Origin of the sequence: Streptomyces sp. NPDC007991, assembly GCF_042958445.1 — a bacterium.
Lineage (GTDB): Bacteria > Actinomycetota > Actinomycetes > Streptomycetales > Streptomycetaceae > Streptomyces.
Window position 1 is genome coordinate 125,612 of sequence record NZ_JBIBJD010000007.1, and the last position, 24,544, is coordinate 150,155.

The 24,544-nt window shown below is 72.7% G+C and carries 21 protein-coding genes; 15 read left to right on the forward strand and 6 right to left on the reverse strand.

Annotated features, from left to right (window positions below; genetic code table 11):
* Nucleotides 1-14: 14 nt before the first annotated feature.
* From rimI to ACFZDA_RS21285, 3 genes are read left to right on the forward strand one after another with little or no spacing between them, the layout of a single operon-like run.
* Entirely contained in the window at nucleotides 15-512 is a 498-nt protein-coding gene (gene rimI / locus ACFZDA_RS21275; RefSeq protein ID WP_391084576.1) for a ribosomal protein S18-alanine N-acetyltransferase, read from the forward strand.
* Nucleotides 505-1,599, forward strand: coding sequence for a tRNA (adenosine(37)-N6)-threonylcarbamoyltransferase complex transferase subunit TsaD (tsaD, locus tag ACFZDA_RS21280; protein WP_391083587.1), 1,095 nt, complete (start codon nucleotides 505-507; stop codon nucleotides 1,597-1,599). The genes rimI and tsaD overlap by 8 nt, the downstream gene beginning before the upstream one ends.
* Nucleotides 1,596-1,853, forward strand: a complete 258-nt coding sequence (locus ACFZDA_RS21285; RefSeq protein ID WP_391083590.1) for a hypothetical protein — start codon at nucleotides 1,596-1,598, stop codon at nucleotides 1,851-1,853. Before tsaD ends, ACFZDA_RS21285 begins: the two co-directional genes overlap by 4 nt.
* Before the next feature lie 9 nt (nucleotides 1,854-1,862).
* Here ACFZDA_RS21285 and ACFZDA_RS21290 read toward each other — a convergent pair whose 3' ends face one another.
* Complete coding sequence (locus ACFZDA_RS21290) at nucleotides 1,863-4,175, reverse strand: glycoside hydrolase family 3 N-terminal domain-containing protein (protein ID WP_391083593.1); 2,313 nt, start codon at nucleotides 4,173-4,175, stop codon at nucleotides 1,863-1,865.
* Between the two features lie 163 nt (nucleotides 4,176-4,338).
* Here ACFZDA_RS21290 and ACFZDA_RS21295 point away from each other — a divergent pair, with 163 nt between their 5' ends.
* From ACFZDA_RS21295 to ACFZDA_RS21315, 5 genes are all read left to right on the forward strand, one after another.
* A complete protein-coding gene (locus ACFZDA_RS21295) occupies nucleotides 4,339-5,400 on the forward strand; it encodes a substrate-binding domain-containing protein (protein ID WP_391083596.1) in 1,062 nt (353 codons plus the stop codon).
* A 91-nt stretch (nucleotides 5,401-5,491) separates the two neighbouring features.
* Nucleotides 5,492-6,844 carry an endo-1,4-beta-xylanase gene (locus tag ACFZDA_RS21300; protein WP_391083599.1) on the forward strand — a complete coding sequence of 451 codons (1,353 nt, stop codon included), beginning with the start codon at nucleotides 5,492-5,494 and terminating at the stop codon, nucleotides 6,842-6,844.
* Nucleotides 6,845-6,928: 84 nt separating this feature from the next.
* Nucleotides 6,929-7,996 (forward strand): LCP family protein, encoded by a 1,068-nt coding sequence (locus tag ACFZDA_RS21305; protein ID WP_391083601.1) that lies wholly within the window; start codon nucleotides 6,929-6,931, stop codon nucleotides 7,994-7,996.
* 130 nt (nucleotides 7,997-8,126) lie between these two features.
* Nucleotides 8,127-8,483, forward strand: a complete 357-nt coding sequence (locus tag ACFZDA_RS21310) for a YciI family protein (RefSeq protein WP_391083604.1) — start codon at nucleotides 8,127-8,129, stop codon at nucleotides 8,481-8,483.
* 47 nt (nucleotides 8,484-8,530) lie between these two features.
* Nucleotides 8,531-9,811, forward strand: coding sequence for a sigma-70 family RNA polymerase sigma factor (locus ACFZDA_RS21315; protein ID WP_391083607.1), 1,281 nt, complete (start codon nucleotides 8,531-8,533; stop codon nucleotides 9,809-9,811).
* Between the two features lie 3 nt (nucleotides 9,812-9,814).
* Here the strand turns inward: ACFZDA_RS21315 and ACFZDA_RS21320 are convergent, their stop codons facing one another.
* Nucleotides 9,815-10,978: a methyltransferase domain-containing protein gene (locus ACFZDA_RS21320; RefSeq protein WP_391083610.1), complete on the reverse strand. Its 1,164-nt coding sequence runs from the start codon at nucleotides 10,976-10,978 to the stop codon at nucleotides 9,815-9,817.
* A 768-nt stretch (nucleotides 10,979-11,746) separates the two neighbouring features.
* On the opposite strand from ACFZDA_RS21320, the gene ACFZDA_RS21325 reads away from it, so the two are divergent.
* The 4 genes from ACFZDA_RS21325 to groL all read left to right on the forward strand — a co-directional run bounded on the left by ACFZDA_RS21325 (nucleotide 11,747) and on the right by groL (nucleotide 15,672).
* Nucleotides 11,747-12,670 carry a polysaccharide deacetylase family protein gene (locus ACFZDA_RS21325; protein WP_391083613.1) on the forward strand — a complete coding sequence of 308 codons (924 nt, stop codon included), beginning with the start codon at nucleotides 11,747-11,749 and terminating at the stop codon, nucleotides 12,668-12,670.
* Nucleotides 12,667-13,404 carry a polysaccharide deacetylase family protein gene (locus ACFZDA_RS21330; RefSeq protein WP_391083616.1) on the forward strand — a complete coding sequence of 246 codons (738 nt, stop codon included), beginning with the start codon at nucleotides 12,667-12,669 and terminating at the stop codon, nucleotides 13,402-13,404. The genes ACFZDA_RS21325 and ACFZDA_RS21330 overlap by 4 nt, the downstream gene beginning before the upstream one ends.
* Nucleotides 13,405-13,621: 217 nt before the next feature.
* Complete coding sequence (gene groES, locus ACFZDA_RS21335; RefSeq protein ID WP_003974211.1) at nucleotides 13,622-13,930, forward strand: co-chaperone GroES; 309 nt, start codon at nucleotides 13,622-13,624, stop codon at nucleotides 13,928-13,930.
* 116 nt (nucleotides 13,931-14,046) lie between these two features.
* A complete protein-coding gene (groL, locus tag ACFZDA_RS21340) occupies nucleotides 14,047-15,672 on the forward strand; it encodes a chaperonin GroEL (RefSeq protein ID WP_391083619.1) in 1,626 nt (541 codons plus the stop codon).
* 72 nt (nucleotides 15,673-15,744) lie between these two features.
* On the opposite strand, the gene ACFZDA_RS21345 is transcribed toward groL, so the two are convergent.
* A complete protein-coding gene (locus ACFZDA_RS21345; protein ID WP_391083622.1) occupies nucleotides 15,745-16,452 on the reverse strand; it encodes an ester cyclase in 708 nt (235 codons plus the stop codon).
* Nucleotides 16,453-16,547: 95 nt separating this feature from the next.
* Here ACFZDA_RS21345 and ACFZDA_RS21350 point away from each other — a divergent pair, with 95 nt between their 5' ends.
* Entirely contained in the window at nucleotides 16,548-20,159 is a 3,612-nt protein-coding gene (locus ACFZDA_RS21350) for a hypothetical protein (RefSeq protein WP_391083625.1), read from the forward strand.
* Here ACFZDA_RS21350 and ACFZDA_RS21355 read toward each other — a convergent pair.
* Both ACFZDA_RS21355 and ACFZDA_RS21360 read right to left on the reverse strand, forming a co-directional pair.
* On the reverse strand, nucleotides 20,128-20,901 hold the full coding sequence (locus ACFZDA_RS21355; protein ID WP_391083628.1) for an SDR family NAD(P)-dependent oxidoreductase: 774 nt from the start codon (nucleotides 20,899-20,901) through the stop codon (nucleotides 20,128-20,130). The genes ACFZDA_RS21350 and ACFZDA_RS21355 overlap by 32 nt on opposite strands.
* A gap of 118 nt (nucleotides 20,902-21,019) precedes the next feature.
* Complete coding sequence (locus tag ACFZDA_RS21360) at nucleotides 21,020-21,688, reverse strand: MOSC domain-containing protein (RefSeq protein ID WP_391083631.1); 669 nt, start codon at nucleotides 21,686-21,688, stop codon at nucleotides 21,020-21,022.
* 80 nt (nucleotides 21,689-21,768) lie between these two features.
* On the opposite strand from ACFZDA_RS21360, the gene ACFZDA_RS21365 reads away from it, so the two are divergent.
* A complete protein-coding gene (locus ACFZDA_RS21365; protein ID WP_391083634.1) occupies nucleotides 21,769-22,665 on the forward strand; it encodes a LysR substrate-binding domain-containing protein in 897 nt (298 codons plus the stop codon).
* Nucleotides 22,666-22,775: 110 nt separating this feature from the next.
* On the opposite strand, the gene ACFZDA_RS21370 is transcribed toward ACFZDA_RS21365, so the two are convergent.
* Nucleotides 22,776-23,105, reverse strand: coding sequence for a WhiB family transcriptional regulator (locus ACFZDA_RS21370; protein ID WP_086561542.1), 330 nt, complete (start codon nucleotides 23,103-23,105; stop codon nucleotides 22,776-22,778).
* Nucleotides 23,106-23,485: 380 nt separating this feature from the next.
* Between ACFZDA_RS21370 and ACFZDA_RS21375 the strand changes: the two genes are divergently transcribed.
* Nucleotides 23,486-24,097: a response regulator transcription factor gene (locus ACFZDA_RS21375; protein ID WP_003948568.1), complete on the forward strand. Its 612-nt coding sequence runs from the start codon at nucleotides 23,486-23,488 to the stop codon at nucleotides 24,095-24,097.
* Nucleotides 24,098-24,544 lie beyond the last annotated feature (447 nt).

A 24,544-nucleotide genomic window follows, 5' to 3' on the forward strand; every position in this document is an offset into this window, starting at 1 on the left:
GTGTGCTGCGCGAGATGCGCTGGTGGGACATCGACCCCGTGCTGGAGCTGGAGCGGGACCTGTTCCCCGACGACGCCTGGTCGCGGGGCATGTTCTGGTCCGAGCTGGCCCATGCGCGCGGGCCGGAGGCGACCCGGAAGTACCTCGTGGCCGAGGAGGGGGAGCGGATCGTCGGATACGCCGGTGTCGCCTCCTCCGGCGAGCAGGCCGACATCCAGACCATCGCCGTCACCCGGGAGTACTGGGGGACGGGACTGGGCGGCCGGCTCCTCACCGAACTGCTGCGGGCCGCGACCGCCTTCGAGTGCGCCGAGGTGATGCTGGAGTGCCGGGTGGACAACATCCGCGCGCAGAAGCTCTACGAGCGCTTCGGCTTCGAGGCCATCGGCTTCCGGCGCGGCTACTACCAGCCGGGGAACGTGGACGCCCTGGTGATGCGACTGACCACGAAACCCGACAGCGGCTCCGCCGCGGGTCCGACTTCCGTACGAGGAACCCAGACCAATGACTGACTCTCGCGACGAGCCGCTCGTCCTCGGCATCGAGACCTCCTGTGACGAGACCGGCGTCGGCATCGTCCGCGGCACCACGCTGCTCGCCGACGCCGTCGCCTCCAGCGTCGACGAGCACGCCCGGTTCGGCGGTGTCGTGCCCGAGGTCGCCTCCCGGGCGCACCTGGAGGCGATGGTCCCCACCATCGACCGCGCGCTGAAGGAGGCGGGCGTCAGCGCCCGCGACCTCGACGGCGTCGCCGTCACCGCCGGTCCCGGTCTCGCCGGTGCCCTGCTGGTCGGCGTCTCGGCGGCGAAGGCGTACGCGTACGCGCTCGGCAAGCCCCTGTACGGCGTCAACCACCTCGCCTCGCACATCTGCGTCGACCAGCTGGAGCACGGCCCGCTGCCCGAGCCGACCATGGCGCTGCTGGTGTCCGGCGGCCACTCCTCGCTGCTGTTGTCCTCGGACATCACCTCCGACGTCCGTCCGATGGGCGCGACCATCGACGACGCGGCCGGCGAGGCCTTCGACAAGATCGCCCGCGTGCTGAACCTCGGCTTCCCGGGCGGCCCGGTCATCGACCGGTACGCACGCGAGGGCGACCCGGACGCGATCGCCTTCCCGCGCGGGCTGACCGGTCCGCGCGACCCGGCCTACGACTTCTCCTTCTCCGGGCTGAAGACGGCCGTGGCGCGCTGGATCGAGGCGAAGCGGGCAGCGGGGGAGGAGGTCCCGGTGCGGGACGTGGCGGCCTCCTTCCAGGAGGCGGTCGTGGACGTGCTGACCCGCAAGGCCGTCCGGGCCTGCAAGGACGAGGGCGTCGACCACCTGATGATCGGCGGCGGGGTGGCCGCCAACTCCCGGCTGCGCGCCCTGGCCCAGGAGCGCTGCGAGGCGGCCGGGATCCGGCTGCGGGTGCCGCGGCCCAAGCTGTGCACGGACAACGGCGCGATGGTCGCCGCGCTCGGCGCGGAGATGGTGGCCCGCAACCGTGCCGCGTCGGACTGGGACCTGCCGGCTGACTCGTCCCTCCCGGTGACGGAACCGCATGTCCCGGGCCACGACCACGTGCACGAGATCAGCAAGGAGAACCTCTACTCGTGACGGTCGCGTTGATGTGGGAGGCGCGGGCGCTGCCCGGCCGGGGCGAGGACCTGCTGGCCTGGGCACGGGCGCAGGAGCTGCCCCGTGCACCCCTGCGCCGGGAGACCCTGCGCGCTCCCCAGGACCGGGTCCTCGTCATCACCTGGTGGGACGCACCCTACGACGCCGAGCTGCCCGAACTGCCGGAGCCGGACGGGGAGCTGGTGACCCGGGCCGTGCACCGGTGGCGGTTCGAGTCGGTCGGCGCCGACTGACCCGCACAGTCACCCGGCGTCCGTCACCTCCGTCTCGCACCGCAGCCGCCGGTCGGGGCCGAGCACCCGGACCGGGCCCGTGAGGGTGAGGTGGGCCGTGTGGCGTACGTCCGTGCTGGACGCCGCCAACCGTAGTTCCAGGGCGCCCGGTTCGACCACCTTGCGGCCCGAACGGTCGGTGAACGCCGAAAGGTCCGGGTGGAAGCGGAACCGCACCCGGGCCGCGTCCCCCGGCGCCAGCCGCACCCGCTGGTAGCCGATCAGCCGTACGTCGGGGCGGGTCACCGAGGCCACCGGGTCGTGCAGATACAGCTGCACGACCTCGGCGCCCTCGCGGTCGCCCGTGTTGCGGACGGTCACCGAGACGTCGTACGTCCCGTCCGTGCCGATCTCCGCCGGTTCCGCGCCGCCCGTGCCGTCCTCCCAGGCGAACGTCGTGTACGAGCGGCCGTGCCCGAAGGCGTACAGCGGGGTCGGGTCGAGGTTGCTGACCTCGCCCGCGAGGCCGAGGGGCGGCTGGAGGTACGTCCAGGGCTGGCCGCCGGGGACCTGCGGGACGCTCACGGGGAGGCGGCCCGAGGGGGTCACGCGGCCCGACAGCACTCCCGCCACCGCCGGGCCGCCCTCCTCCCCCGGGAAGAACGCCTGGACGACCGCGCCCAGGCGGCCGTGCCAGCGGCCGAGGGCGTAGGGGCGGCCGGTCAGCAGCACCAGCACCACGGGGACGCCCGTGGCCACCAGCGCGTCCAGCAGCTCGCCCTGGGCGCCCGGCAGGGCGAGGTCCGTCGCGTCGCAGCCCTCACCCGAGGTGCCACGGCCGAACAGGCCCGCACGGTCGCCGAGGACCGCCACGCACACGTCCGCCTCGGCGGTGCGGGCGATCGCCTCCTCGAAGCCGGAGGTGTCCGGGTCCGTCACATCACACCCGTGCGCGAACGTCACCTTGGCGTCGGGGAGTTCGGTGCGCAGGGCGTCGAGGACCGTCGGGATCTCGATGCCGGTCGGCACGCCGGGGTGGTGGGTGAGGACGTGGGACGGGAACGAGTAGCAGCCCAGCATGGCAAGGGCGTCGGCCGCCCGGGGACCGATCACCGCGATCCGGGTGTCGGGGGCCAGCGGCAGCAGGCCGTCGGGGTTGTCGAGCAGGACGACGGACTCCTCGGCCAGGCGGCGGGCCAGGATCCGGTTGCCCGTCGAGTCGAGGTCGACCGGGGCGGCCGGCTCGGGCGTCCAGTCCTCGTCCAGCAGGCCCAGTTCGCACTTCTGGAGCAGGACGCGGCGGGCCGCGCGGTCCACGAGTGCCTCGGGGATCTCGCCCGAGCGGACCGCGTCCACCAGCGGACCGCCGTAGCACCTGAGGCTGGGCAGTTCCACGTCGACGCCGGCCTCAAGCGCCGCGTGGGCCGCCTCGGCCGGGGTGCCGGCGACGCGGTGGAGGGTCTGGAGGAAGCCGATGCCGAAGTAGTCCGCCATGACCGTGCCGGTGAAGCCCCACTCCTCGCGCAGGAGGCCGGTCAGCAGCTCCGGGTCCGCCGAGGCCGGGACGCCGTCCCGTTCCGTGTAGGCCGCCATCACCGAACGGGCCCCGCCCTCGCGCAGCGCCATCTCGAAGGGCGGGAGGGTGACGTCCGCGAACTCGCGGGTGCCGGCCCGCACGGGCGCGAGGTTGCGGGCGCCGGCCGAGGAGGCGTACCCGGCGAAGTGCTTCAGCGTGGCGACGATCCCGGCCGACTCCAGGCCCCGCACATAGGCCGTGCCGACCGTGCCGACCAGGTACGGGTCCTCGCCGATCGTCTCCTCCACGCGGCCCCAGCGCGGATCGCGTACGACGTCCAGGACGGGCGCGAGGCCCTGGTGGACGCCGGCCGAGCGCAGGTCGGTGCCGATGCGGCGGGCCATCTCCTCGACCAGCGGGGGGTCCCAGGTCGCGCCCCAGGCCAGCGGGACCGGGTAGGCCGTGGCCTGCCAGGCGGTGAAGCCGGCCAGGCACTCCTCGTGCGCGACCGCCGGGATGCCGAAGCGGCCGGCCTCGGTGATACGGCGCTGGGCGCGGGCCAGTGCCTGCGCGCCCAGCGCCGGGTCGACGGGGGCGGTGCCGAAGGAGCGCGTGAGCTGGCCCAGGCCGCGGGTGATCAGCTCGTCCCACTCGTAGTCCACGGTCATGTCGTGCTGGTGCGGAGCGACTCCGTCACCGTCCGTCGACGCACCCACCCACACGCCGTACAGCTGGGCGGTCTTCTCCTCCAGGGTCATCCGGGAGAGCAGGTCGTCGACGCGGGCGGCGGCGGGCAGGGCGGGGTCACGCCAGGGCGCGGTGGTCATGAAGCTCCTGTCGGGTGGACGGACGGCCCTCTCACGAACGGTGCTCACGAGCGTTTCTCACGCCCGCTTCCACGAATGTTTCGATAAGTATGTCGAATGTTCCGGGAACCTATGGCGCCACGGGGACTTCGTCAAGGGGGCCGGCAGGGATACGATCGCCGCCATGACATCCCCGGAGCCGGTTGAAAGCCGGACGCAAACCCGGACGCAGGCGCGCAACGCGCAGACCGCGACGCTCGCCGAGATCGCCCGTGAGGCCGGTGTGTCGGCACCGACTGTTTCGAAGGTCCTCAACGGCCGGGCCGACGTCGCCCCCGCCACCCGGTCCCGCGTCGAGGACCTGCTGCGCGCCCACGGCTACCGGCGCCGCCGTGCCGAGGCGACCCGCTCGCCCCTGATCGACCTGGTCTTCCACGAGCTGGAGAGCGCCTGGGCGCTGGAGGTCATCCGGGGCGTGGAGAACGTGGCCCGGGACGCGGGACTCAGCGTGGTGCTGTCCGAGAGCGCGGGGCGGCTCACCCCCGGGCGGACCTGGGCCGACCAGGTCGCCGCGCGCCGCCCGCACGGCGTGGTCCTCGTGCTGTCCGGGCTCGACGAGTCCCAGCGGGCCCTGCTGACCAGCCGCGCCATCCCGTTCGTGGTGATGGACCCGGCCGGTGACCCGGGGGCGGACGTGCCCTCGATCGGCGCGACCAACTGGCAGGGCGGTCTCGCGGCGACCCGGCACCTGGTCGAGCTGGGGCACCGCAGGATCGGCGCGATCAGCGGACCGACGCAGATGATGTGCAGCCGGGCCCGGGTCGACGGCTACCGGGCCGCACTGGAGACGGCCGGGCTGCCGGTCGACCCCGCGCTGATCGCGAACGGCGACTTCCATCACGAGGCCGGCTACCGGCTGGGCCTGGAGCTGCTGCGCCGCCCGGACCGGCCGACCGCCGTCTTCGCCGGGAACGACCTCCAGGCGCTCGGGCTGTACGAGGCCGCGCGCGAGCTGGGGCTGCGCGTCCCCGAGGACCTGAGCGTGGTCGGCTTCGACGACCTGCCGGTGGCGCCCCTGGTCGGGCCGCCGCTGACGACCGTACGGCAGCCGCTGACGGAGATGGCCGAGGCGGCGGCCAAGCTCGTCCTCGACCTCGGCCGCGAGACCGGCACCCCGGCGGCCACCCGGGTCGAGCTGGCGACGAGCCTGGTGGTGCGCAGCAGCACGGCGCCGCCCGCGGGCTGACCTGTCGCTGTATTGACGGGTGTTCCGGGCGCCTCCACACTGCACCGAAGTCAATCGGTTGCACCACCGAAACTTTCGGAGGCACCCGCACATGAGATCGCTGAGATCGGGCTTCCTCACATCCGTGCTGGCCGGGGTCGTCACGGCCGGTTCCCTGCTGCTCGCGGCCCCCGCGTCCCACGCCGCCGACGCCCCGCTGCGCGACCTGGCCGAGGCCAAGGGCAAGATCATGGGCACGGCGGTCACCGGCTCGAAACTCACCGGCACCTACGGCGAGATCACCGGACGCGAGTTCAACTCGCTCACCCCCGGCAACGCCATGAAGTGGGCCTCCGTCGAGCCGAGCCGGGGCAGCCACGACTGGGCCGAGGCGGACCAGATCGTGGACTTCGCCGAGGCCCACGGCCAGCAGGTGCGCGGCCACACCCTGCTGTGGCACCAGCAGAACCCGGGCTGGCTGACGAACGGCAACTGGACCCGGGACCAGCTCAGCGCCGTCGTCCAGGACCACATCGCCACCGAGGTCGGCCGCTACAAGGGCCGGCTGGCCGCCTGGGACGTGGTCAACGAGCCCTTCAACGAGGACGGCACCTACCGCTCGACCCTCTTTCACGACACCCTCGGCCAGGACTACATCGCACAGGCCCTCACCTGGGCCCGGGCCGCCGACCCGGGCGCCAAGCTGTACATCAACGACTACAACGTCGAGGGCGTCAACGCCAAGAGCACCGCCCTGTACGACCTGGTCAAGTCCCTGAAGGAGCGCGGGGTCCCGATCGACGGGGTCGGGCTGCAGGCGCATCTCATCGTCGGCCAGGTGCCCTCGACGCTGCGGCAGAACATCCAGCGCTTCGCCGACCTGGGCGTCGACGTGGCGATCACCGAGCTGGACATCCGGATGCAGCTGCCGGCGACGCAGGCGAAGCTGACCCAGCAGGCCGCCGACTACAAGGCGGTCATGAACGCCTGCGTGGCCGTCGCGCGCTGTACCGGCGTCACCGTCTGGGGCTTCACCGACTCCGACTCCTGGATCCCGGACACCTTCCCCGGGCAGGGCGCGGCGACCCCGTACGACGAGAACTACCAGCCGAAACCGGCGTACCACGCCATCGCGGAGGCCCTCGGCGGGACGACGACCCCGCCGCCGGCGGACGCGTGCACGGCCACCTACAGCGTCGCCAGTCAGTGGAGCACCGGCTACACGGGCCAGGTGCGGATCGCCTGCTCGGGCGCCTCGCTGTCGTCGTGGAAGGCGGACTGGACGTTCGGCGCCGGGCAGCGGATCACCCAGGCCTGGAACGCGAGCTGCACGCAGTCGGGCGCGGCGGTCAGCTGTACGAACGCCCCGTACAACGGGTCGGTGCCGGACGGCGGTTCGGTCACGTTCGGCTTCAATGCCTCGTGGAGCGGGAGCAACCCGGTGCCCGTGGTGACCCTGGGGTGAGACCGGACGGAGAAGTCTGAGAATTTCCGAAGAAACATCGCCCTGGGTCCCTGCTCGTCATAATTCGGACGTACGTTCCTGCCCGTGACGGGACGTGACGGAAACGGGGCCGGGGACGGTGACGGGCAGGAGGACGCGGCCAGAGCAGTGGGCCGGCGGTCGAGAGCGCTGCGGATCGCCGGCCTCGCCCTGGCGGGCGCGCTGGTACTCGGCATCGGCTCGGCGGGCTGGGCCTACTGGCATCTCGACGACAACATCAAGAGCGTCGACATCGACAACGCGCTGGGCGGCAACCGCCCGCCGAAGCCGGTGCTCACGCCGTCTCCCTCCGCACCGGCCCTGCCCGGCGAGGCCCTCAACGTCCTGGTCCTGGGTTCCGACTCGCGCAGCGGCGCGGAGAACCAGCGGCTCGGCGGCGGCGACAGCTCCGGTGCCCGCTCCGACACGGCGATGGTCGTCCACCTCGACGCCGGGCGCACCAGCGCGACGGTGGTGAGCATCCCGCGCGACACCCTGGTCACCCGCCCCTCCTGCCCGCGCCCGTCCGGCGGGTCGACGGCCGTCGCCTACGACTCCATGTTCAACGACGCGTATGCCGTGGGCGGTCCGGTCTGTGCGGTGAAGACGGTCGAGTCGATGACCGGCGTCCGCATGGACCACTACATCGAGATCGACTTCGCCGGCTTCGCGAAACTCGTGGACGCGCTCGGCGGCGTCACCGTCACCACGGACGAGGACATCGCCGACGACGACAGCCATCTGCACCTGAAGGCGGGCACCCACCACCTGGACGGCACACGGGCCCTCGCCCTGGCCCGCACCCGGCACGGCATAGGCGACGGCAGCGACCTGGGACGGATCGGCCTGCAGCAGAAGCTGGTGAAGGCACTGCTGGACCAGATCGCCGCGCAGGACCTGCTCACCGACCCGGCGAAGCTGTACCGGGTCGCGGACGCGGTGACCGCCGGCCTCACCACCGACACCGGCCTGGACTCCCTCGGCGAGCTGACCCGGCTCGGGCAGAGCGTGCGGGGCCTGTCCGCGAGCGCGGTGCGGACGGTGACGATGCCGGTCGTGCGGGCGCCGACGGATCCCAACCGGGTGGTGGCCGAGGAGCCGGAGGCCCGGAAGCTGTGGGAATCGCTGCGCTGACCTGGGTAAACGCGCTCCGCGAAAAAATCCCGCGGAAAATCCGGCGAGGGTGTCGATCCGGAGGTTCCTCGATCGACGCAGGGGTGAGAGCGAGGAAGGACCTCGCTCCGCAGAGCCCCGAGGAGTCACCATGCCGCGCTTTCTCACCCTGATCCGCATCGACGAGAACAACGCCCCCGCCGAGGGCCCGAGCCCCGAACTCCAGGAGCGCATGGGCAAGCTCCTGGAGGAGATCACCAAGGCCGGGATCATGCTCGACACGGCCGGGCTCACCCCGACGGCGGACGGCACCCGGGTGACCTGGGAGGGCGGGAAGCTCTCCGTCACCGACGGGCCGTTCACCGAGTCCAAGGAGGTCATCGGCGGCTACTCGATCAGCCAGTGCAAGGACAAGGCCGAGGCCATCGAGTGGACCAAGCGCTTCCTGTCCCAGCACGAGGACTACTGGACGATCACCGCCGAGGTCCGGCAGATCGCCGAGGGCTGACCGGTTCTCCTTGGCCGGGCGGCGCCCGGGGTGTCTGATGGTGGGTTGTGACCCCGCAGCCCACCCCCTCCCCGGCGCCCCGGCCCGACCGGGCCGCCGAGGCCATCGAGACGGTCTTCCGCATCGAGTCGCCCCGCGTCATCGCCGGCGTCGCCCGCATCGTCCGGGACGTCGGCATCGCCGAGGAACTCGCACAGGACGCTCTGGTCGCCGCGCTGGAGCGGTGGCCGCGGGACGGGGTGCCCGACAACCCGGGCGCCTGGCTCATGGCCACCGCCCGCAACCGCGCCGTCGACCTGGTCCGCCGCCGCGAGAACTACGCCCGCAAGCTGGCGGAGATCGGCCGGGACCTGTCGGCGGTGGCACCCCCTCAGGAGCCCGCCGACCCGGACGACATCGACGACGACCTGCTGCGCCTGGTCTTCACCGCCTGCCACCCGGTCCTGTCCACCGAGGCCCGCACCGCCCTCACGCTGCGCCTCCTCGGGGGCCTGACCACGGCCGAGATCGCCCGCGCGTTCCTCGTCCCCGAGCCGACCGTCGCGCAGCGCGTCGTCCGCGCCAAACGCACCCTGGCGACGCGGAACATCGCCTTCGAGGTGCCCTACGGCCCCGACCGCGAGGCCCGCCTCGGCTCGGTCCTCGACGTCATCTACCTGGTCTTCAACGAGGGGTACGCCGCCACGGCCGGCGACGACTGGCTGCGCCCTTCCCTGTGCGAGGACGCCCTGCGCCTGGCCCGGGTGCTCTCGGCCCTCATGCCGAAGGAACCCGAGGTGCACGGCCTGACCGCGCTCCTGGAGTTCCAGGCGTCCCGCACGGCGGCGCGCACGGGGCCCTCCGGCGTACCCGTGCTCCTCAAGGACCAGAACCGCGCCCGCTGGAACCGCATGCTCATCGCCCGCGGCGTCGCCGCGCTGGGCAGGGCCGAGGCCACCTCCTCCGGCGCCCCGGGCCCGTATCTCCTCCAGGCCGCCATCGCCGCCTGTCACGCGCACGCGTACACGTACGAGGAGACCGACTGGCCCCGCATCGCCACGCTGTACGGCCTGCTGGCCGCCCGTAGCCCGTCCCCGGTCGTGGAACTGAACCGCGCGGTGGCCGTCTCGATGGCCGAGGGCCCGCAGGCCGCCCTGCCCCTCGTCGACGCCCTGTGCGCCGACCCCGCCCTGCGGGACTACCACCTGCTGCCCAGCGTCCGCGGCGACCTCCTCGCCCGCCTCGGCCGCACGGCGCAGGCCCGGGCGGAATTCGAACGGGCGGCGTCGCTGACGCGGAACGAACGGGAGCGGGACCTGCTGCTGCGGCGGGCGGCGGAGCAGTCCTGAAGGTCAGGCCGGGTGCCCGATGAGCATCGCCGGTGCCCCTGCCACCCGCGTCAGGAACACCGTCGCGGAGTGCCGGCCCTGCGGCTTGACCTTCCTGCGCAGTTCCTCCGGCTCGACCGCCGAGCCGCGCTTCTTCACCGTGAGGTTGCCGACCTCCCGCTCCCGCAGCAGCGCCTTCAGCTTCTTGACGTTGAAGGGGAGATGGTCGGTGATCTCGTAGGCGGTGGCGTACGGGGTCGGGCGCAGCTCGTCCGCGGTGATGTACGCGATCGTCGCGTCCAGCAGCCCGCCGTCGAGCTCCTCGGCCACCTCGGCGACCAGGTGGGCCCGGATGACGGCGCCGTCGGGCTCGTACAGGTAGCGGCCGGGCGGGCGGACCTCAGGGTCGGGCAGGCCGCGGGAGAGCAGGGTGCGCGGGCCCGGCAGCAGGGTGGCCCGTACCGCCCCGGGGTCGGTGCCGAACCACAGCACCGCCTCCTTCACATCGCCGCCGTCGGAGATCCACTCGGCCTCGGCGTCCTCGGGGACCGCCTCGTGCGGGATGCCGGGGGCGATCTTCAGCGCGGCGGTGCGAGGGGCTCGGCGGGCTGCGGAGACCGCCCAGGACAAGGGCGGCGAGTACGCCTCGGGGTCGAAGATCCGGCCCCGGCCGCCGCGCCTGGCCGGGTCGACGAACACGGCGTCGTATCCGGCCGTGTCCACCTCCGTGACATCCGCCTCCCGCACCTCGATCAGGCCGGCCAGCCCCAGCACCTCGGCGTTCGCCCGCGCCGCCGCGGCCGTCGCCGGGTCCCGGTCGACGGCCAGGACCCGGATCCCGGCCCGGGCCAGCGCGATCGCGTCACCGCCGATGCCGCAGCACAGGTCGGCGACCGAGGTCACCCCCGACTCCGCGAGCCGCCGCGCCCGGTAGGCCGCCACGCTCGCCCGGGTCGACTGCTCCACCCCGTTCGGCGTGAAGAACATCCGCCCCGCGTCCCGCGCCCCGAACTTCACCACCGCCCGCTGCCGCAGCCGCGCCTGGCCCAGCGCCGCCGACACCAGCTCGGCGGGGTGCTCACGACGCAGCCGGGTCGCGACGGCCAGCTCCCGCGCCGGATCGGTGTCCCGCACCTCGTCGAGGAGGGCGCGGCCTTCGGGGGTGAGGAGGAGGGCGAGGTCGTTCACCGGATCATTGTCGGCCACGGGTGGCGGGGGCGGTGGCATGGTCCGTCAGCCCGATGCCGGCCGGCCCGGGCTCTCGCGCGGCGGGCGGTGGGTTTCGCTTCGCGTGCGTGCGCTGTCCCGGCGGCACCGGGCGCGGCGCCGGCTCCGGGGGCCTGCGGCGCCCGCCGCCGGGAGGGGGTGTCCGGCCCGGTGGCCGTTGTGCCGCGAGGTCGGCCTGTCCGGGGTGGGGCGGTGGGGCGTGGTTCGTGTGTGAGCGGAAAGCCGGCCCGGGTCCGGGTGGATCGGCGTGGTGCGTCATGTCGGTGCCGGTGGGTCCGGGCCCGGGGCGCAGGTCGGGCCGGGGCGCGCGGAGGGCAGTGGGTTCCGCTCCGCGTGCGTGCGCTGTTCCGGCGGCACCGGGCGCGGCGCCGGCTCCGGGGGCCTGCGGTGCCGCCGGGAGGGGGTGTCCGGCCCGGTGGCCGTTGTGCCGCGAGGTCGGCCTGTCCGGGGTGGGGCGGTGGGTCGTGGTTCGTGTGTGTGCCGAAAAGCCGGTCCGGGTGGATCGGCGTGGTCCGTCGGGTCGGAGCCGGTGGCTCCGGGCCCGGGGGCGCGGGTCGGGCCGGGGCCGCGCTGAGGGCGGCGGGCTCCCTCCGTGTGCGTGCGCTGCTCCGGCGCCGCCGGAACAGGGCGTCCGGACCGGGCCCCGTGTGGGCCACTCGGTGGATGGTGCGCTGCCCGTCGCGGTGTCGGGGCCCGTGACGGGGAGACCGGCTGCGAGGATCCCGCGTCATGCGAGCAGTCGTACAAAATGACAAAAGCCGGGCATCTGGCGGTGTGCGGATCGGCATCGCCGTACTCACCCTCGCAGCCATCGCCTCGGGTTGCGCGCAGGGCGACAACGGCCGGATCACCGCGGCCGGCGGCCAGCAGCCCCTCGACGCGCCCCCGGCCCGCGCGCTCGACTCCTACGCCTCCAAACTGCGCGCCGCGCACGCCGCCCGGGTCGCCGCCGCGCAGCGCTGGAGGCTCAGGACGGTCCCGCTCACCGCCCCGCCGGCCCCCGCGAAGAAGCCGAGGATCACGACCCGCCAGGGCTTCGAGGTGACGGGCCACCGGCGACTGAACCTCCCGCCGGTCTTCACCACCGTCCCCACCCGGGACAAGGTCGTCTTCCTCACCATCGACGACGGCGCCGAGAAGGACCCGGCGTTCCTGCGGATGATGAGCGAGCTGAAGGTCCCCTACAGCGCCTTCCTCAGCGGCTACCTGATCAGGAACGGCTACGGCTACTTCGAGCAGATGCAGGACCGGGGCGTGGTCCTGAACAACCACACCCTCCGCCACCGCCTCATGCGGGGCATGTCGTACAGCGCCCAGAAGCGCGAGATCTGCGGCATGCAGCGCCTCATCGAGAAGCGCTACGGCAAGCGCCCGACCCTCTTCCGCCCGCCCTACGGCAGCTACGACGGGGCGACCCTGCGCGCCGCCAAGGCCTGCGGCATCGAGTACGCGCCCCTCTGGAACGAGGAGGTCTTCGCCGACCACTGGGAGTACCGCGAGGGGGACCGGAGACTGCGCCCGGGCGACATCGTCCTCACCCACTTCCGCGGCCGCGACCAGTGGCCGGGCACGATGCCCGACATGATCCGCCGCTTCCTGAACAAGGTCACGGCCGAGGGGTACGCGGTGGGCCGGCTGGAGGACTACCTGTGAGGCGGCGGTCACCGGCCGCCGTGGTGTGCGCGGGAGTGATCCTGCTGGCCGGATGCGCCGGGGTCGCGGAGGAGCGCACGGAGGCGGACGGCCGGGGCCAGTCCCCGGCGCACGCGCCGAGCGACATCGGCGGGCCGGACCGGGGCAGTCTCGCGCCCGTCGTCGACCACGTCCGCACCCGCGACCGGGTGGTCTTCCTGACCTACGACGACGGAGCCGAACGCGACCCCTCCTTCGTCGGACTCGTCCGCGAACGGCGGCTTCCGGTCAGCATGTTCCTCACGGACAGCGTCGTGGGGCCCGGCTACGGCCACTTCGCGCGGCTGCGCGCGGTCGGCGCGTCCCTCCAGAACCACACCCTCGACCACTCCGCCCTGCGCGGCCTGCCCTACGCCGGCCAGCGCGCCGAGATCTGCGGCCAGCAGGACAAACTCCGCTCCCGCTTCGGCATCCGCCCCCGCCTCTTCCGCCCGCCCTACGGCACGTACGACACGACGACCCTGCGCGCCGCCGCCGACTGCGGCATCCGGGCGGTCGTCCTGTGGCGGGCGTCCCTGGACCCCGGCGGCGCCCTGACGTACACGCGCGGCAAGCCCGCCCTGCGCCCGGGCGACATCGTCTCCGTACCGTCGGGCGAGCCCGCGTCCCTGACGCTCACAGAACGGACGGAGCGCCTGCTGAGGCAGATCGAGGGCAGGGGGCTGCGGGTGGGGCGGTTGGAGGACTACCTCTGACTCCTGCGCGGACGAGGCGGTCCAGGCCGACGCGCCGCAGGCAATTGGCACTCCGCTTGACCGAGTGCTAATCGCAGTCATAGTCTCGGCTCTGGCACTCCCCACTGGAGAGTGCCAACACAGCGACGGGCAGGTCCGGCACCCGCGACGACGGATCCACCTGGTCGCCACCTCAGACAGTTAACCCCGTGAGATCTCCGAAGGGGGAGGTCGGATCGTGACGACCACCAGCTCCAAGGTTGCCATCAAGCCGCTCGAGGACCGCATCGTGGTCCAGCCGCTCGACGCCGAGCAGACCACCGCCTCTGGCCTGGTCATCCCGGACACCGCCAAGGAGAAGCCCCAGGAGGGCGTCGTCCTGGCCGTGGGCCCGGGCCGCTTCGAGGACGGCAACCGTCTTCCGCTCGACGTCTCCGTCGGCGACGTCGTGCTCTACAGCAAGTACGGCGGCACCGAGGTGAAGTACAACGGCGAGGAGTACCTCGTCCTCTCGGCCCGCGACGTGCTCGCGATCGTCGAGAAGTAATTCACCCCAAGCACATTGCTTTGAGCTGCGCCCCTGGCCCCCCGCGATCGCTAAGAAGCCGGGCGCCCGGGGCGCAGTGCCGTTAACCCTGATTCCGGAAGAGGGCTCACGCTCCCATGGCGAAGATCCTGAAGTTCGACGAGGACGCCCGTCGCGCCCTCGAGCGCGGCGTCAACAAGCTTGCCGACACGGTCAAGGTGACGATCGGCCCCAAGGGCCGCAACGTCGTCATCGACAAGAAGTTCGGCGCCCCCACCATCACCAACGACGGTGTCACGATCGCCCGCGAGGTCGAGATCGAGGACCCGTACGAGAACCTCGGTGCCCAGCTGGTCAAGGAGGTGGCGACCAAGACCAACGACATCGCGGGTGACGGTACGACCACCGCGACCGTGCTCGCCCAGGCGCTCGTGCGCGAGGGCCTGAAGAACGTCGCCGCCGGTGCCTCCCCGGCCGCCCTGAAGAAGGGCATCGACGCCGCCGTCGCCGCGATCTCCGAGGACCTGCTCGCCTCGGCCCGCCCGATCGACGAGAAGTCCGACATCGCCGCGGTCGCCGCGCTGTCCGCCCAGGACCAGCAGGTCGGCGAGCTCATCGCCGAGGCGATGGACAAGGTCGGCAAGGACGGTGTCATCACCGTCGAGGAGTCCAACACCTTCGGTCTGGAGCTGGACTTCACCGAGGGCATGGCCTTCGACAAGGGCTACCTGTCGCCGTACTTCGTGACGGACCAGGAGCGCATGGAAGCCGTCCTGGACGACCCGTACATCCTCATCACGCAGGGCAAGATCTCCGCCATCGCGGACCTCCTGCCGCTGCTGGAGAAGGTCATCCAGTCCAACGCCTCCAAGCCGCTGCTGATCATCGCCGAGGACGTCGAGGGCGAGGCCCTGTCGACCCTCGTCGTGAACAAGATCCGCGGCACCTTCAACGCCGTCGCGGTGAAGGCCCCCGGCTTCGGCGATCGCCGCAAGGCGATGCTGCAGGACCTGGCGGTCCTCACCGGCGCCACGGTCGTCTCCGAGGAGGTCGGCCTCAAGCTCGACCAGGTCGGCCTGGACGTCCTCGGCTCCGCCCGCCGTGTCACCGTCACCAAGGACGACACCACGGTCGTCGACGGCGCCGGCAACAAGGACGACGTGCAGGGCCGCGTCGCCCAGATCAAGGCCGAGATCGAGACCACCGACTCCGACTGGGACCGCGAGAAGCTCCAGGAGCGCCTCGCGAAGCTGGCCGGCGGCGTGTGCGTCATCCGTGTGGGTGCCGCCACCGAGGTCGAGCTGAAGGAGCGCAAGCACCGTCTGGAGGACGCCATCTCCGCGACCCGCGCCGCGGTCGAGGAGGGCATCGTCTCCGGTGGTGGCTCCGCTCTGGTCCACGCCGCCAAGGTCCTGGAGGGCAGCCTCGGCAAGTCCGGCGACGAGGCCACCGGTGTCGCCGTCGTCCGCCGCGCCGTCGTCGAGCCGCTGCGCTGGATCGCCGAGAACGCCGGCCTGGAGGGCTACGTCATCACCTCCAAGGTCGCCGAGCTCGACAAGGGCCAGGGCTTCAACGCCGCCACCGGCGAGTACGGCGACCTGATCAAGGCCGGCGTCATCGACCCGGTCAAGGTCACCCGCTCCGCCCTGGAGAACGCCGCCTCCATCGCCTCCCTCCTGCTCACGACCGAGACCCTGGTCGTCGAGAAGAAGGAAGAGGAGGAGCCGGCCGCCGCGGGCCACGGCCACGGCCACGCCCACTGAGGCACCGACCTCTGCGAGAAGCCCCCGCCCCGCCTCGCGCGGAACGGGGGCTTCTCCCGTACACGGGTCCCGTCACAACTCCAGCGGGTCCAGCGCCCCGAGCTGCTGCATCAGCCCCAGCCGGTCGTACTGCCACCAGCCCTCGGCGAGCTTCCCGTCCGGCGTGCAGCGGTGCACGGTCGTCCCGGTCATGGTGACGTCCTTCCCGGTCGGCGGAATCCCGAGGAACTCACCCTCGTGGTGCCCCTTCCAGGTCCACCGCGTGCACACCCGGTCGCCCTGGGCGATCTGGTCCTCGATCGTGAACGAGAAGTCGAACCCGCCCCGCCACACCTCCACCTCGCGCCGCATCGCGTCCAGCCCGATGGTGTCCTGCACATTGGCGGGATCGTGGTCGTGGTAGCCCTCGATGAACACGTCGTTGAACGCCGGCGCCGCACCCTGCCCGGGCGTCAGCTCGAAGAACCTGCGTGCCGTGGCCGCGTTCAGCTGCTCGTCCCGCACCACGTCCAGGTCCGTGAACGTCGGCGTCTCGTCGCAGAGCGCCACCATGTCCTGGAAGATCCGGCCCGTCTCCGGAAGCCCGGAGTTGCGCATCGCCTCCTCGTAGGACGGGAACTCCACGATCTCGACGATGTGCGAGGAGTCGGCCCGGTCCTTCGCCACCACGCTGTGCGTAGCGGTCCGTTTCCCCTTGGTCTGCTCGACCCACCGGTCCATCAGCCGGTTCATCTCGTCGAGCCGGCTGGTCCTGCATTCGATGAGCTGTACGAAGGTCATGGCCTCGCCTCCGGCCCCCCTGGGTCCGGCTGTACCGCTCCATTGTCCCCACCAGGGCCGCTCGTCGCCTCCCGGCCCTTTGGCATCATGAGGTCATGCGCTGGTGGGGGAAGCGGGGGGAGCGGTCGGTGACCGCGGGCGGTGACATCGCGGTGGCCGTCACCGGCGATCACAACCGCATCCTGCTCGCCCCGGCGGTGCGTTCGGCGTACTGGGAGCAGGTCCGCCGCATCGCCCCGCCCCGACTCGTCGACCGCGAGGAGGAGTTGGCCGGGCTGTCCGCCTTCGGCACGGCCGACTCCGGCCCGGCGTACGCCTGGTGGCGCGCGGGCGCCTGGGCCGGCAAGACGGCGCTGCTGTCCTGGTTCGCCCTGCACCCTCCGCGGGGCGTACGGATCGTGCCGTTCTTCATCACGGCCCGGCTGGGCGCCCAGAACGACGTCGCGGCGTACGTGGACGTCGTACTCGAACAGCTGGCGGAGCTGGCCGGTCAGGCCCTGCCCGCCCACCTGACCGTGGCGACCCGCGAGGCCCACCTGCTGTACCTGTACGGCGCCGCCGCCCGCGCCTGCGCCGAGCGCGGGGAACGCCTGGTCCTCCTGGTCGACGGCCTGGACGAGGACCGCGGCGTCACCACCGGCCCGGACGCCCACAGCATCGCGAGCCTGCTGCCCGCCCGCCCGGAGGCCGGGATGCGGGTCCTGGTCGCGGGGCGGCTGAATCCGCCGCTGCCCGGTGACGTACCCGAGGACCATCCGCTGCGCGACCCCGCGATCGTACGGACGCTGTCGCCGTCCCCGTACGCCCGGGCGATCCGCGCGGAGGCGGAACGCGAGCTGAAGCGGCTGATCGAGGCGGGCGGCCTGGAGCACGACCTGCTCGGCCTGGTGGCGGCGGCGGGCGGCGGCCTGACGGCCGAGGACCTGGCGGCGCTGACCGGGGCGGTTCCGTACCGGGTGCGGGATGTCCTGCGGACCCGGGCGGGGCGGACCTTCGGCCTGCGCGTCGACGTCTACCTGCTCGGTCACGAGGAGTTGCAGTCCCAGGCGGAGGAGATGCTCGGCCCGTCCGAGACGGACCTCTACCGCGCGAAACTGCACGCCTGGGCCGAGGAGTGGCGCGGGCGCGGCTGGCCGCGGGAGACACCGGAGTACCTGCTGCGGGGCTACTTCCGGATGCTCCGGTCCACCGGTGACCTGGAGCGGATGCTGTGCTGCGGGGCGGACACCCGACGGCAGGAGCGCATGCTGGCCCTCACCGGCAGTGACGCCTCCGCCGTGAACGAGATCCACCTCACCGAGGACCTGATCATCGAGCGCGGTGCGCGACGGCCGCTCGACTCACTGCGCCTGGCGATCCACCGGGAGCGGCTGGCCGACCGCAGTGCGGGCGCCCCGGACTCCCTGCCGCACGCCTGGGCCCTGGCCGGGCAGACCGGCCGGGCCGTCGCACTGGCCCGCGGCCTCCCCGACGGCCATCGCCGGGCCATGGGCCTGGCCGCCGTCGCCGATGTGCTGCTGGAGCGGGAAGACCACGACGGGGCGCTGGAACTGCTCGCCGAGGCGGAGCAGGCGGCGCGCCAGGGCGAGGGACAGGGCCGGGACAACGTGGCGCGCTGCGCGGTGGCGGACCTCCTGGCCCGGGCCGGGCAGTTCGACAGGGCGGCAGCGCTCGCGCGGACGGTCAGCACCCAGCACCTCGCCGTACACACCTACGTCCAGGTCGGCAAGGCCTGCCTCGCGGCCCAGCGGTGGGATCTCGCACAGGACCTGGTCGACGGCGCCCCCAACAAGGAGTGCCGCACCGGTATGGAGAACACCGTGATAGCGGCCCACGCCGCCGCGGGCCGGCACGCCGAGGCGGAGGCGATGGCGAGGGCCACCGAGCCGGGCGCCCGCGCCGGCGCGCTGTTCACCCTGGCCTCCGCACTGCGCGAGTCGGGGCAGCACCGACGCGCTGACGCCCTGTGCGCCGAGGCCTTGGCGTGGGCGCGGGACCGTGCGGACGCCGAGGACGTGGTGAACCTCCTGGCCGAGGCAGGCGAGTTCGACCAGGCCGAGGCGTTCCTGGCCGGCCTGCGCGGTGAGGCGGGCCACGAGGCGGCCGTGGCGGAGCTGACCGGGTGGCTGGCGTGGGCAGGGGAACTGGACCGGGCCGAGGCACTGCTCGGCACGCTGGATCCTCGTGGGAACCACTACGCGCTGCGGGAGGTGGCACGGGCCCGGGCGAGAGCCGGCCGCTACGAGCAGGCCGAGGCCCTGGCCCGGCAGATCCCCGCCGCGGATGTCGCGTTGACGACGCTGTGCTCCCTCGTGCGCATCATGGCGGACGGGGGCGATGCCGACCGGGCCGAAGCGCTGGCACGCACCCTCGGTCGCCGGGCTGATGACCCGTCAGCCCTCTACGAGGTCGTCGAATCCCTGGCGCAGTCCGGAGACCCGGACCGGGCCCGGACGCTCGCCGATTCCCTGTCCCACCCGGTGGAGCACACCCATGCGTCGCTGGAAGTGGCTGCCGCACTGGTGCGGGCGGGACGGCGCGAGGAGGCCGAGCGACTCCTGCTGGCCGTGGAGAGCCGGACCCGAGTGCTCCATCCGCTGACGGCCGCCCGGAAACTCGGCCTCGCCGCCAGGGCGCTGGCCGAAGCGGGGCACCGGGAAGCGGCGCTCGCGGTGCTCGACGGGACCGAGTCGCTGGTCGCGGACCCCAGGAGCGAGCCGTACGCCTCTCACGGGGAGTACATCTCGTCCCTGCGGGCGCTGGTCGCCGCCCGCACGGCCACCGGAGAGCCGGACCGGGCGGAGACGCTGGCACGTCGGGTACCTGACGACTACGACCGGCGAGATCTCCTGAGCCCGGTGATGCGGGCATGGGCCAGATCCGGTGAGGTGGCCCGGGGCGCAGCGGTGATAATGGCCGAGGCCGAGGCGGATCCCGCACTCGCGGAACTCCTGTCACCGCTGGTCGTGCCGTTCGCTCGCGGTCTGGCCGAAGCAGGCGACGTCGAAGCGGCCGAGGCCCATGTGCGCAGAGCCGCCTGGCCCGGACCCGGTGTCTCAGCGCTCTGCGCGCTCGCCGTGACGATGACCGAAACGGGTCACACCGACAGGGGGCGGCGCATCGTCGACGAAGTGATCGCGATCGAGAGCGGGTACGACCGCCCCTCCACGATGGAGCTGAGCGCTCTGGTCAGGGCCCTGGCCGCGGCGGGGGACCGGGAGGCGGCCGAGGCCGCGCTCGCCGCCATGCCGCCACCGGTCCGGCCGAGCGGGTCCGCCTGGTACATCGAGGCGGTAGCCGTGGCCGAGGCCCTGACCGCCCTCGGGCACCACGAGCGTGCCATGGAGACGCTGGGCACCATCGAGGACCCGTACGACCGCGCTCACGGGACGCTCGCCCTGGTCGAGGTGCTGGCCGGGACGGGAGAGTGCGCCCGCGCCGAGGAACTCGCACGGACGCTGTCCGTTCCGGCGACGCTGGCCAGGGCCCGGGCGCTCATCGCGGCCGCGACGACCGACGGCGAACAGGCCCGGCGACTGGCTGCCCTGGCCCTCCAGGGCGGTGAGTGGGTGTCGGCCCTGCCCGCGCTCCTCGGGCAGGCACCGGACGCGGTTGTGCTCGTGCTGGAGGCCGCCGACGCCATGAAGTCTGCCTGCGGGTGGCACGCCGGGGTTCCTACTGGGGCCCGTACTTCCGACCCGTCCTAGACGACACCGCGCCGAGTACGCCCCGCGGCACCAGCCTCGCCGCCCCCATCAGCGCCTTGTAGCGCGGGTCCGGGATGGACAGCGTCCTGCCACGGGCCAGGTCGTGCAGTGCCGCCGCCACCAGCTTGTCCGCGTCGAGCCACATCCAGGCCGGGATGTTGTCCGTGCCCATGCCGGCCCGCTCGTGGAACTCGGTGCGCACGAAGCCGGGGCAGAGCGCCATCAGCCGTACGCCGCTGCCCGCCAGGTCGCGCGCGGCGCCCTGGGTGAACTGCACGACCCAGGCCTTGGACGCGCCGTAGGTGCCCCGCGGGACGAACGCGGCCACCGACGCGACGTTCACGACGCCGCCGCGCCCGCGCTCCCGCATGGCCTCAGTCGCCGCGGACGTCAGCCGCAGCACCGCCTCGCAGTGCACCTTCAGCATGCGCAGCTCGTCGGCCATGGGAACGTCGGGATAACGGCCCTTGTTGCCGAATCCGGCATTGTTGACGAGCAGGTCGACGGGGTTCTTGCGGTCGCCCAGCCGGTCGGCCACCGACTCGATGCCCTGGTCCTCGGCGAGGTCGGCCGTCAGCACCTCCGCCTCGATGCCGTGCCGGTCGTGCAGCTCGGTCGCCTGCTCCCGGAGCCGCTTGGTATCGCGGGCCACCAGCACGAGGTTGTGCCCGTCCGCCGCCAGTCGCCGCGCGAACGCGGCCCCGATGCCTGCCGTCGATCCCGTAATCAGAGCCGTTGTCATGGCAGAAGGTTAGTGACCTGGAGTAGGAGCATCCGCTTCCGTGCGGGGGTCTCGCCGGTGAAGGGTCGGTGGAGACCCGCCCGGCGAGCGGTCGTCGGACCGGACCGGCGAGCGGCCGTCAGACCCCGTGCTTCTCCGCGTACTCCCGCGCCAGCCGCAGCGACTCCGGGTGCAGCGCCTCGCCCGCCGGCAGCAGCCGCGGCAGCAGCGTCCGCTCGGTGGTCACCGCCCGGAACTGGAAGGCCACGGTCACGTCGTGCTCCGGCCGGTGCACGATCTCCACGGGGTCGCCCGCCCGGATCTCCCCGGGCTGGATCACCCGGAGATACGCCCCGGGCGCCCCCCGCCGTGTGAACCGCTTCACCCACTGCTTCTCGTCCAGATGGCCCTGGAACGTGCGGCACGGGATCCGCCCGCAGGTGATCTCCAGCACCACCTCGGGCCCGATGCGCCAGCGCTCGCCGATCCGCGCGCCGGACACGTCGAGACCCTCTGTCGTGAGGTTCTCGCCGAACGCCCCGTCGGGCAGCGTCCGGCCCAGCTCGCGTTCCCACGCGTCCATGTCCTCGCGCGCCATCGCGTAGACCGCCTGGTCGTCGCCGCCGTGGTGCTCCAGCTTGCACACCGCGTCCCCGGCCAGCCCGCTCCCGCCGACGCCCTTGGGCCCGGGCGCCGAGACCCGCACCGGCCCGTCGAACGGCCGCTTGTCGATTCCGGTCACACCCTCCGGGTTGTCCGTGTACGGCACAGCCTTGGCACGGCCCAGATTCACAGACAGAAGCTTCATGCCCGCACGGTAGGAGACCCGGCCCCAAAGCGTCGACGCATTATTCGGAGCGGATGCAAAGGGTCGCTTATTCTCGACGGGTGATCGAAGCCCGTCATCTCCGTGTCCTGCGCGCCGTCGCGGCCACCGGTTCCTTCTCCGCCGCCGGGCGCGAACTGGGCTGTACCCAGCCCGCCGTCAGCCAGCAGATGAAGGCCCTGGAAGCCTCCGTCGGCACACCTCTGCTGATCCGTACGGGACGCGAGATGCGCCTGACCCAGGCCGGCGAGGCGCTGGTGCGGCACGCCGCCGGGATCCTCGCCGGGCTCACGGCCGCGGAGGAGGAGGTCGCCGCCATCGCCGGGCTGCGCGCGGGCCGGGTCCGGCTCGTCTCCTTCCCCAGCGGCAGCTCCACGCTCGTGCCGACCGCCCTCGCCGCCCTGCGCGAGGCGCACCCCGGCACCCGGGTCTTCCTGGAGGAGGCCGAACCGCCCGCGTCCGTCGGCATGCTGCGCGAGGGCGACTGCGACGTGGCGCTCGCCTTCCGCTACGAGGGGGCGGCGGGCGCCGAGGAGTGGGAGGACCTCGTCGTACGGCCGCTGCTGACGGACCGGCTCGTCGCACTCGTGCCGGAGCGGCACCGCCTCGCGGGCGCCGAGTCCGTCGCGATCGGCGACCTCGCGCGGGAGGCGTGGATCGCGGGCTGCCCGCGCTGTCGCGGTCAGCTCGTCGAGGTGTGTGCGGCGGCCGGCTTCACCCCGCGCATCGACTTCGCGACCGACGACTACCCGGCGGTCGCGGGGCTGGTCGGGGCCGGTCTGGGCGTGGCCGTGCTGCCTCAGCTGGCGATCGAGTCCGTACGGCCCCGGGGAGTACGGACCGTGACGCTGGAACCGGCGGTACGCCGGGAGATCGTCGCGCTCACCCTGCCCGACCTCGCACAGGTCCCGGCGGTGGCGGCGACGCTCGGCCAGCTGGCACGGGCCGCCCACCGCTAGCCACGGCGCAGGCGCGCCCCAGCTACGGCGCAGGGGCGTCCGGCCACAGCGCCGGCGCGTCAAAAACCAAACGGCACGCGTGCGCGTGCCTCTCTCGCAGAAACGTTACTTCAGGTGTTCGAGGCGGCGTGCCCGCCGGATGTCGACGCCGACACCAGCCGGTTGCGCGCCCGTCCCATCAGCTCTTCGCGCTCGTCCTCGGTCAGTCCGCCCCACACGCCGTACGGTTCCCGCACCGCCAGCGCGTGGGCGGCGCACTCGGCACGCACAGGGCACCTCATGCAGACCTCTTTGGCCGAGTTCTCGCGAGCGCTCCGAGCCGCACCGCGCTCGCCCTCCGGATGGAAGAAGAGCGAGCTGTCCACCCCACGACAGGCAGCCAGCAGCTGCCAGTCCCACAGGTCCGCGTTCGGTCCGGGAAGGCGGGAGAAATCTGCCATTACGTGACCCCTTGTAGCCGTTCTGGGCGGATCCGGTGTCAACGACCGTACAACTACGATCTAAGGAGATGAAAATATGACTCATTGCGAATCTAGCTCCAGACACCGGCAAAGCGGAAGAAATAGATCCGAAAGGGGCATAGGTTGTGATGAAAGTTCGCGGGTCTGTTGCGCATGTCTGCACCGTGTCCGGCCCCTCACGTAGAGTGCCGAAGATGTCGGCCGCCCCCGTAACTCTTTCGAGTGACCGTCGTTGAGAGTGCGAGGCGGTTGAAGGAACAAGTGCTCGGGCGGGCGTCCGAGACGGTCAACCGCACAGGTGACGATTTCGTACCAGCCTGGAGGCTCAAGGTGACGCGCATCAGCTGCGGAGGGCGGTCATGACTTCCGTCCTCGTCTGCGACGACTCCCCGCTTGCCCGAGAGGCGCTCCGTCGCGCGGTCGCAACCGTGCCCGGCGTAGAGCGCGTGACGACGGCGGCCAACGGCGAGGAAGTCCTCCGCCGCTGGGGGGCCGACCGCTCGGACCTGATTCTGATGGACGTACGCATGCCCGGCCTGGGCGGCGTCGAGACGGTCCGGCGGCTGCTGTCCGCCGACCCCGGTGCGCGCATCATCATGCTCACCGTCGCCGAGGACCTGGACGGTGTGGCCCTCGCGGTCGCCGCCGGTGCCCGCGGCTATCTGCACAAGGACGCCTCCCGCGCGGAGCTCCGCGCGACGGTGACGCAGGCGCTGGCCGACCCGACCTGGCGGCTCGCCCCGCGCCGGCTGCGCTCGGCCGAGATGGGCGCCGCGCCGACGCTCACGGCGCGTGAGATCCAGGTGCTCGAAGGCATGAGCCACGGCCGCTCGAACGCGGAGATCGGCCGCGAGCTGTTCCTCTCCGAGGACACCGTCAAGACACACGCCCGCCGCCTGTTCAAGAAGCTCGGCGCCTCGGACCGGGCCCACGCCGTAGCGCTCGGCTTCCGGTGGGGTCTGGTGCGCTAGGGGATGTCCGCGAAGCCCCGCCCGCCCCGCGACGCCCGGCACGCTCCCTCGCCGCATCCGCCGCACGCCCGCGTACCCGTACGCGGGCGTCCGCCCGGCATGCCGAGAGCGCGCACCGGACGCCGCAGGGACCGCCCTCCGGGCCGGCGACGGGACTTTACGGACACCCCCTAGGGCCTGCCCTTCGGACCGTGCCGGCTTCGACGCGCGCTCTCCGGCCAGGACCGGAGAGCGGGGGCACACGGCGGCCCCCGTGCGAGCTGTTCACATGTGTGCCATGGCCGGCGGCTGACGACAGCGCCGGAGCGGATCCGTCCCCGCCCGGGCGAGACCGAGAGCCCGGGAGCGCGCACGCGCGAACCCACGGCCCCGGGATGGTCCGAACGGCAGGCCCCAGCGGTCGCAGTGGGGGCACGGAAAGCCAGGTCGGCGGGGGTGGACCCGGGG

What these genes read in the sequence shown, in the direction of transcription:
- rimI (WP_391084576.1), top strand. Translation starts at nt 15, where the DNA reads ATGCGCTGGTGGGACATCGACCCCGTGCTGGAGCTGGAGCGGGACCTG.
- tsaD (WP_391083587.1), top strand. Translation starts at nt 505, where the DNA reads ATGACTGACTCTCGCGACGAGCCGCTCGTCCTCGGCATCGAGACCTCC.
- ACFZDA_RS21290 (WP_391083593.1), bottom strand. Translation starts at nt 4,175, where the DNA reads ATGACCACCGCGCCCTGGCGTGACCCCGCCCTGCCCGCCGCCGCCCGC.
- ACFZDA_RS21295 (WP_391083596.1), top strand. Translation starts at nt 4,339, where the DNA reads ATGACATCCCCGGAGCCGGTTGAAAGCCGGACGCAAACCCGGACGCAG.
- ACFZDA_RS21300 (WP_391083599.1), top strand. Translation starts at nt 5,492, where the DNA reads ATGAGATCGCTGAGATCGGGCTTCCTCACATCCGTGCTGGCCGGGGTC.
- ACFZDA_RS21310 (WP_391083604.1), top strand. Translation starts at nt 8,127, where the DNA reads ATGCCGCGCTTTCTCACCCTGATCCGCATCGACGAGAACAACGCCCCC.
- ACFZDA_RS21325 (WP_391083613.1), top strand. Translation starts at nt 11,747, where the DNA reads ATGCGAGCAGTCGTACAAAATGACAAAAGCCGGGCATCTGGCGGTGTG.
- groL (WP_391083619.1), top strand. Translation starts at nt 14,047, where the DNA reads ATGGCGAAGATCCTGAAGTTCGACGAGGACGCCCGTCGCGCCCTCGAG.
- ACFZDA_RS21345 (WP_391083622.1), bottom strand. Translation starts at nt 16,452, where the DNA reads ATGACCTTCGTACAGCTCATCGAATGCAGGACCAGCCGGCTCGACGAG.
- ACFZDA_RS21350 (WP_391083625.1), top strand. Translation starts at nt 16,548, where the DNA reads ATGCGCTGGTGGGGGAAGCGGGGGGAGCGGTCGGTGACCGCGGGCGGT.
- ACFZDA_RS21355 (WP_391083628.1), bottom strand. Translation starts at nt 20,901, where the DNA reads ATGACAACGGCTCTGATTACGGGATCGACGGCAGGCATCGGGGCCGCG.
- ACFZDA_RS21360 (WP_391083631.1), bottom strand. Translation starts at nt 21,688, where the DNA reads ATGAAGCTTCTGTCTGTGAATCTGGGCCGTGCCAAGGCTGTGCCGTAC.
- ACFZDA_RS21370 (WP_086561542.1), bottom strand. Translation starts at nt 23,105, where the DNA reads ATGGCAGATTTCTCCCGCCTTCCCGGACCGAACGCGGACCTGTGGGAC.
- ACFZDA_RS21375 (WP_003948568.1), top strand. Translation starts at nt 23,486, where the DNA reads ATGACTTCCGTCCTCGTCTGCGACGACTCCCCGCTTGCCCGAGAGGCG.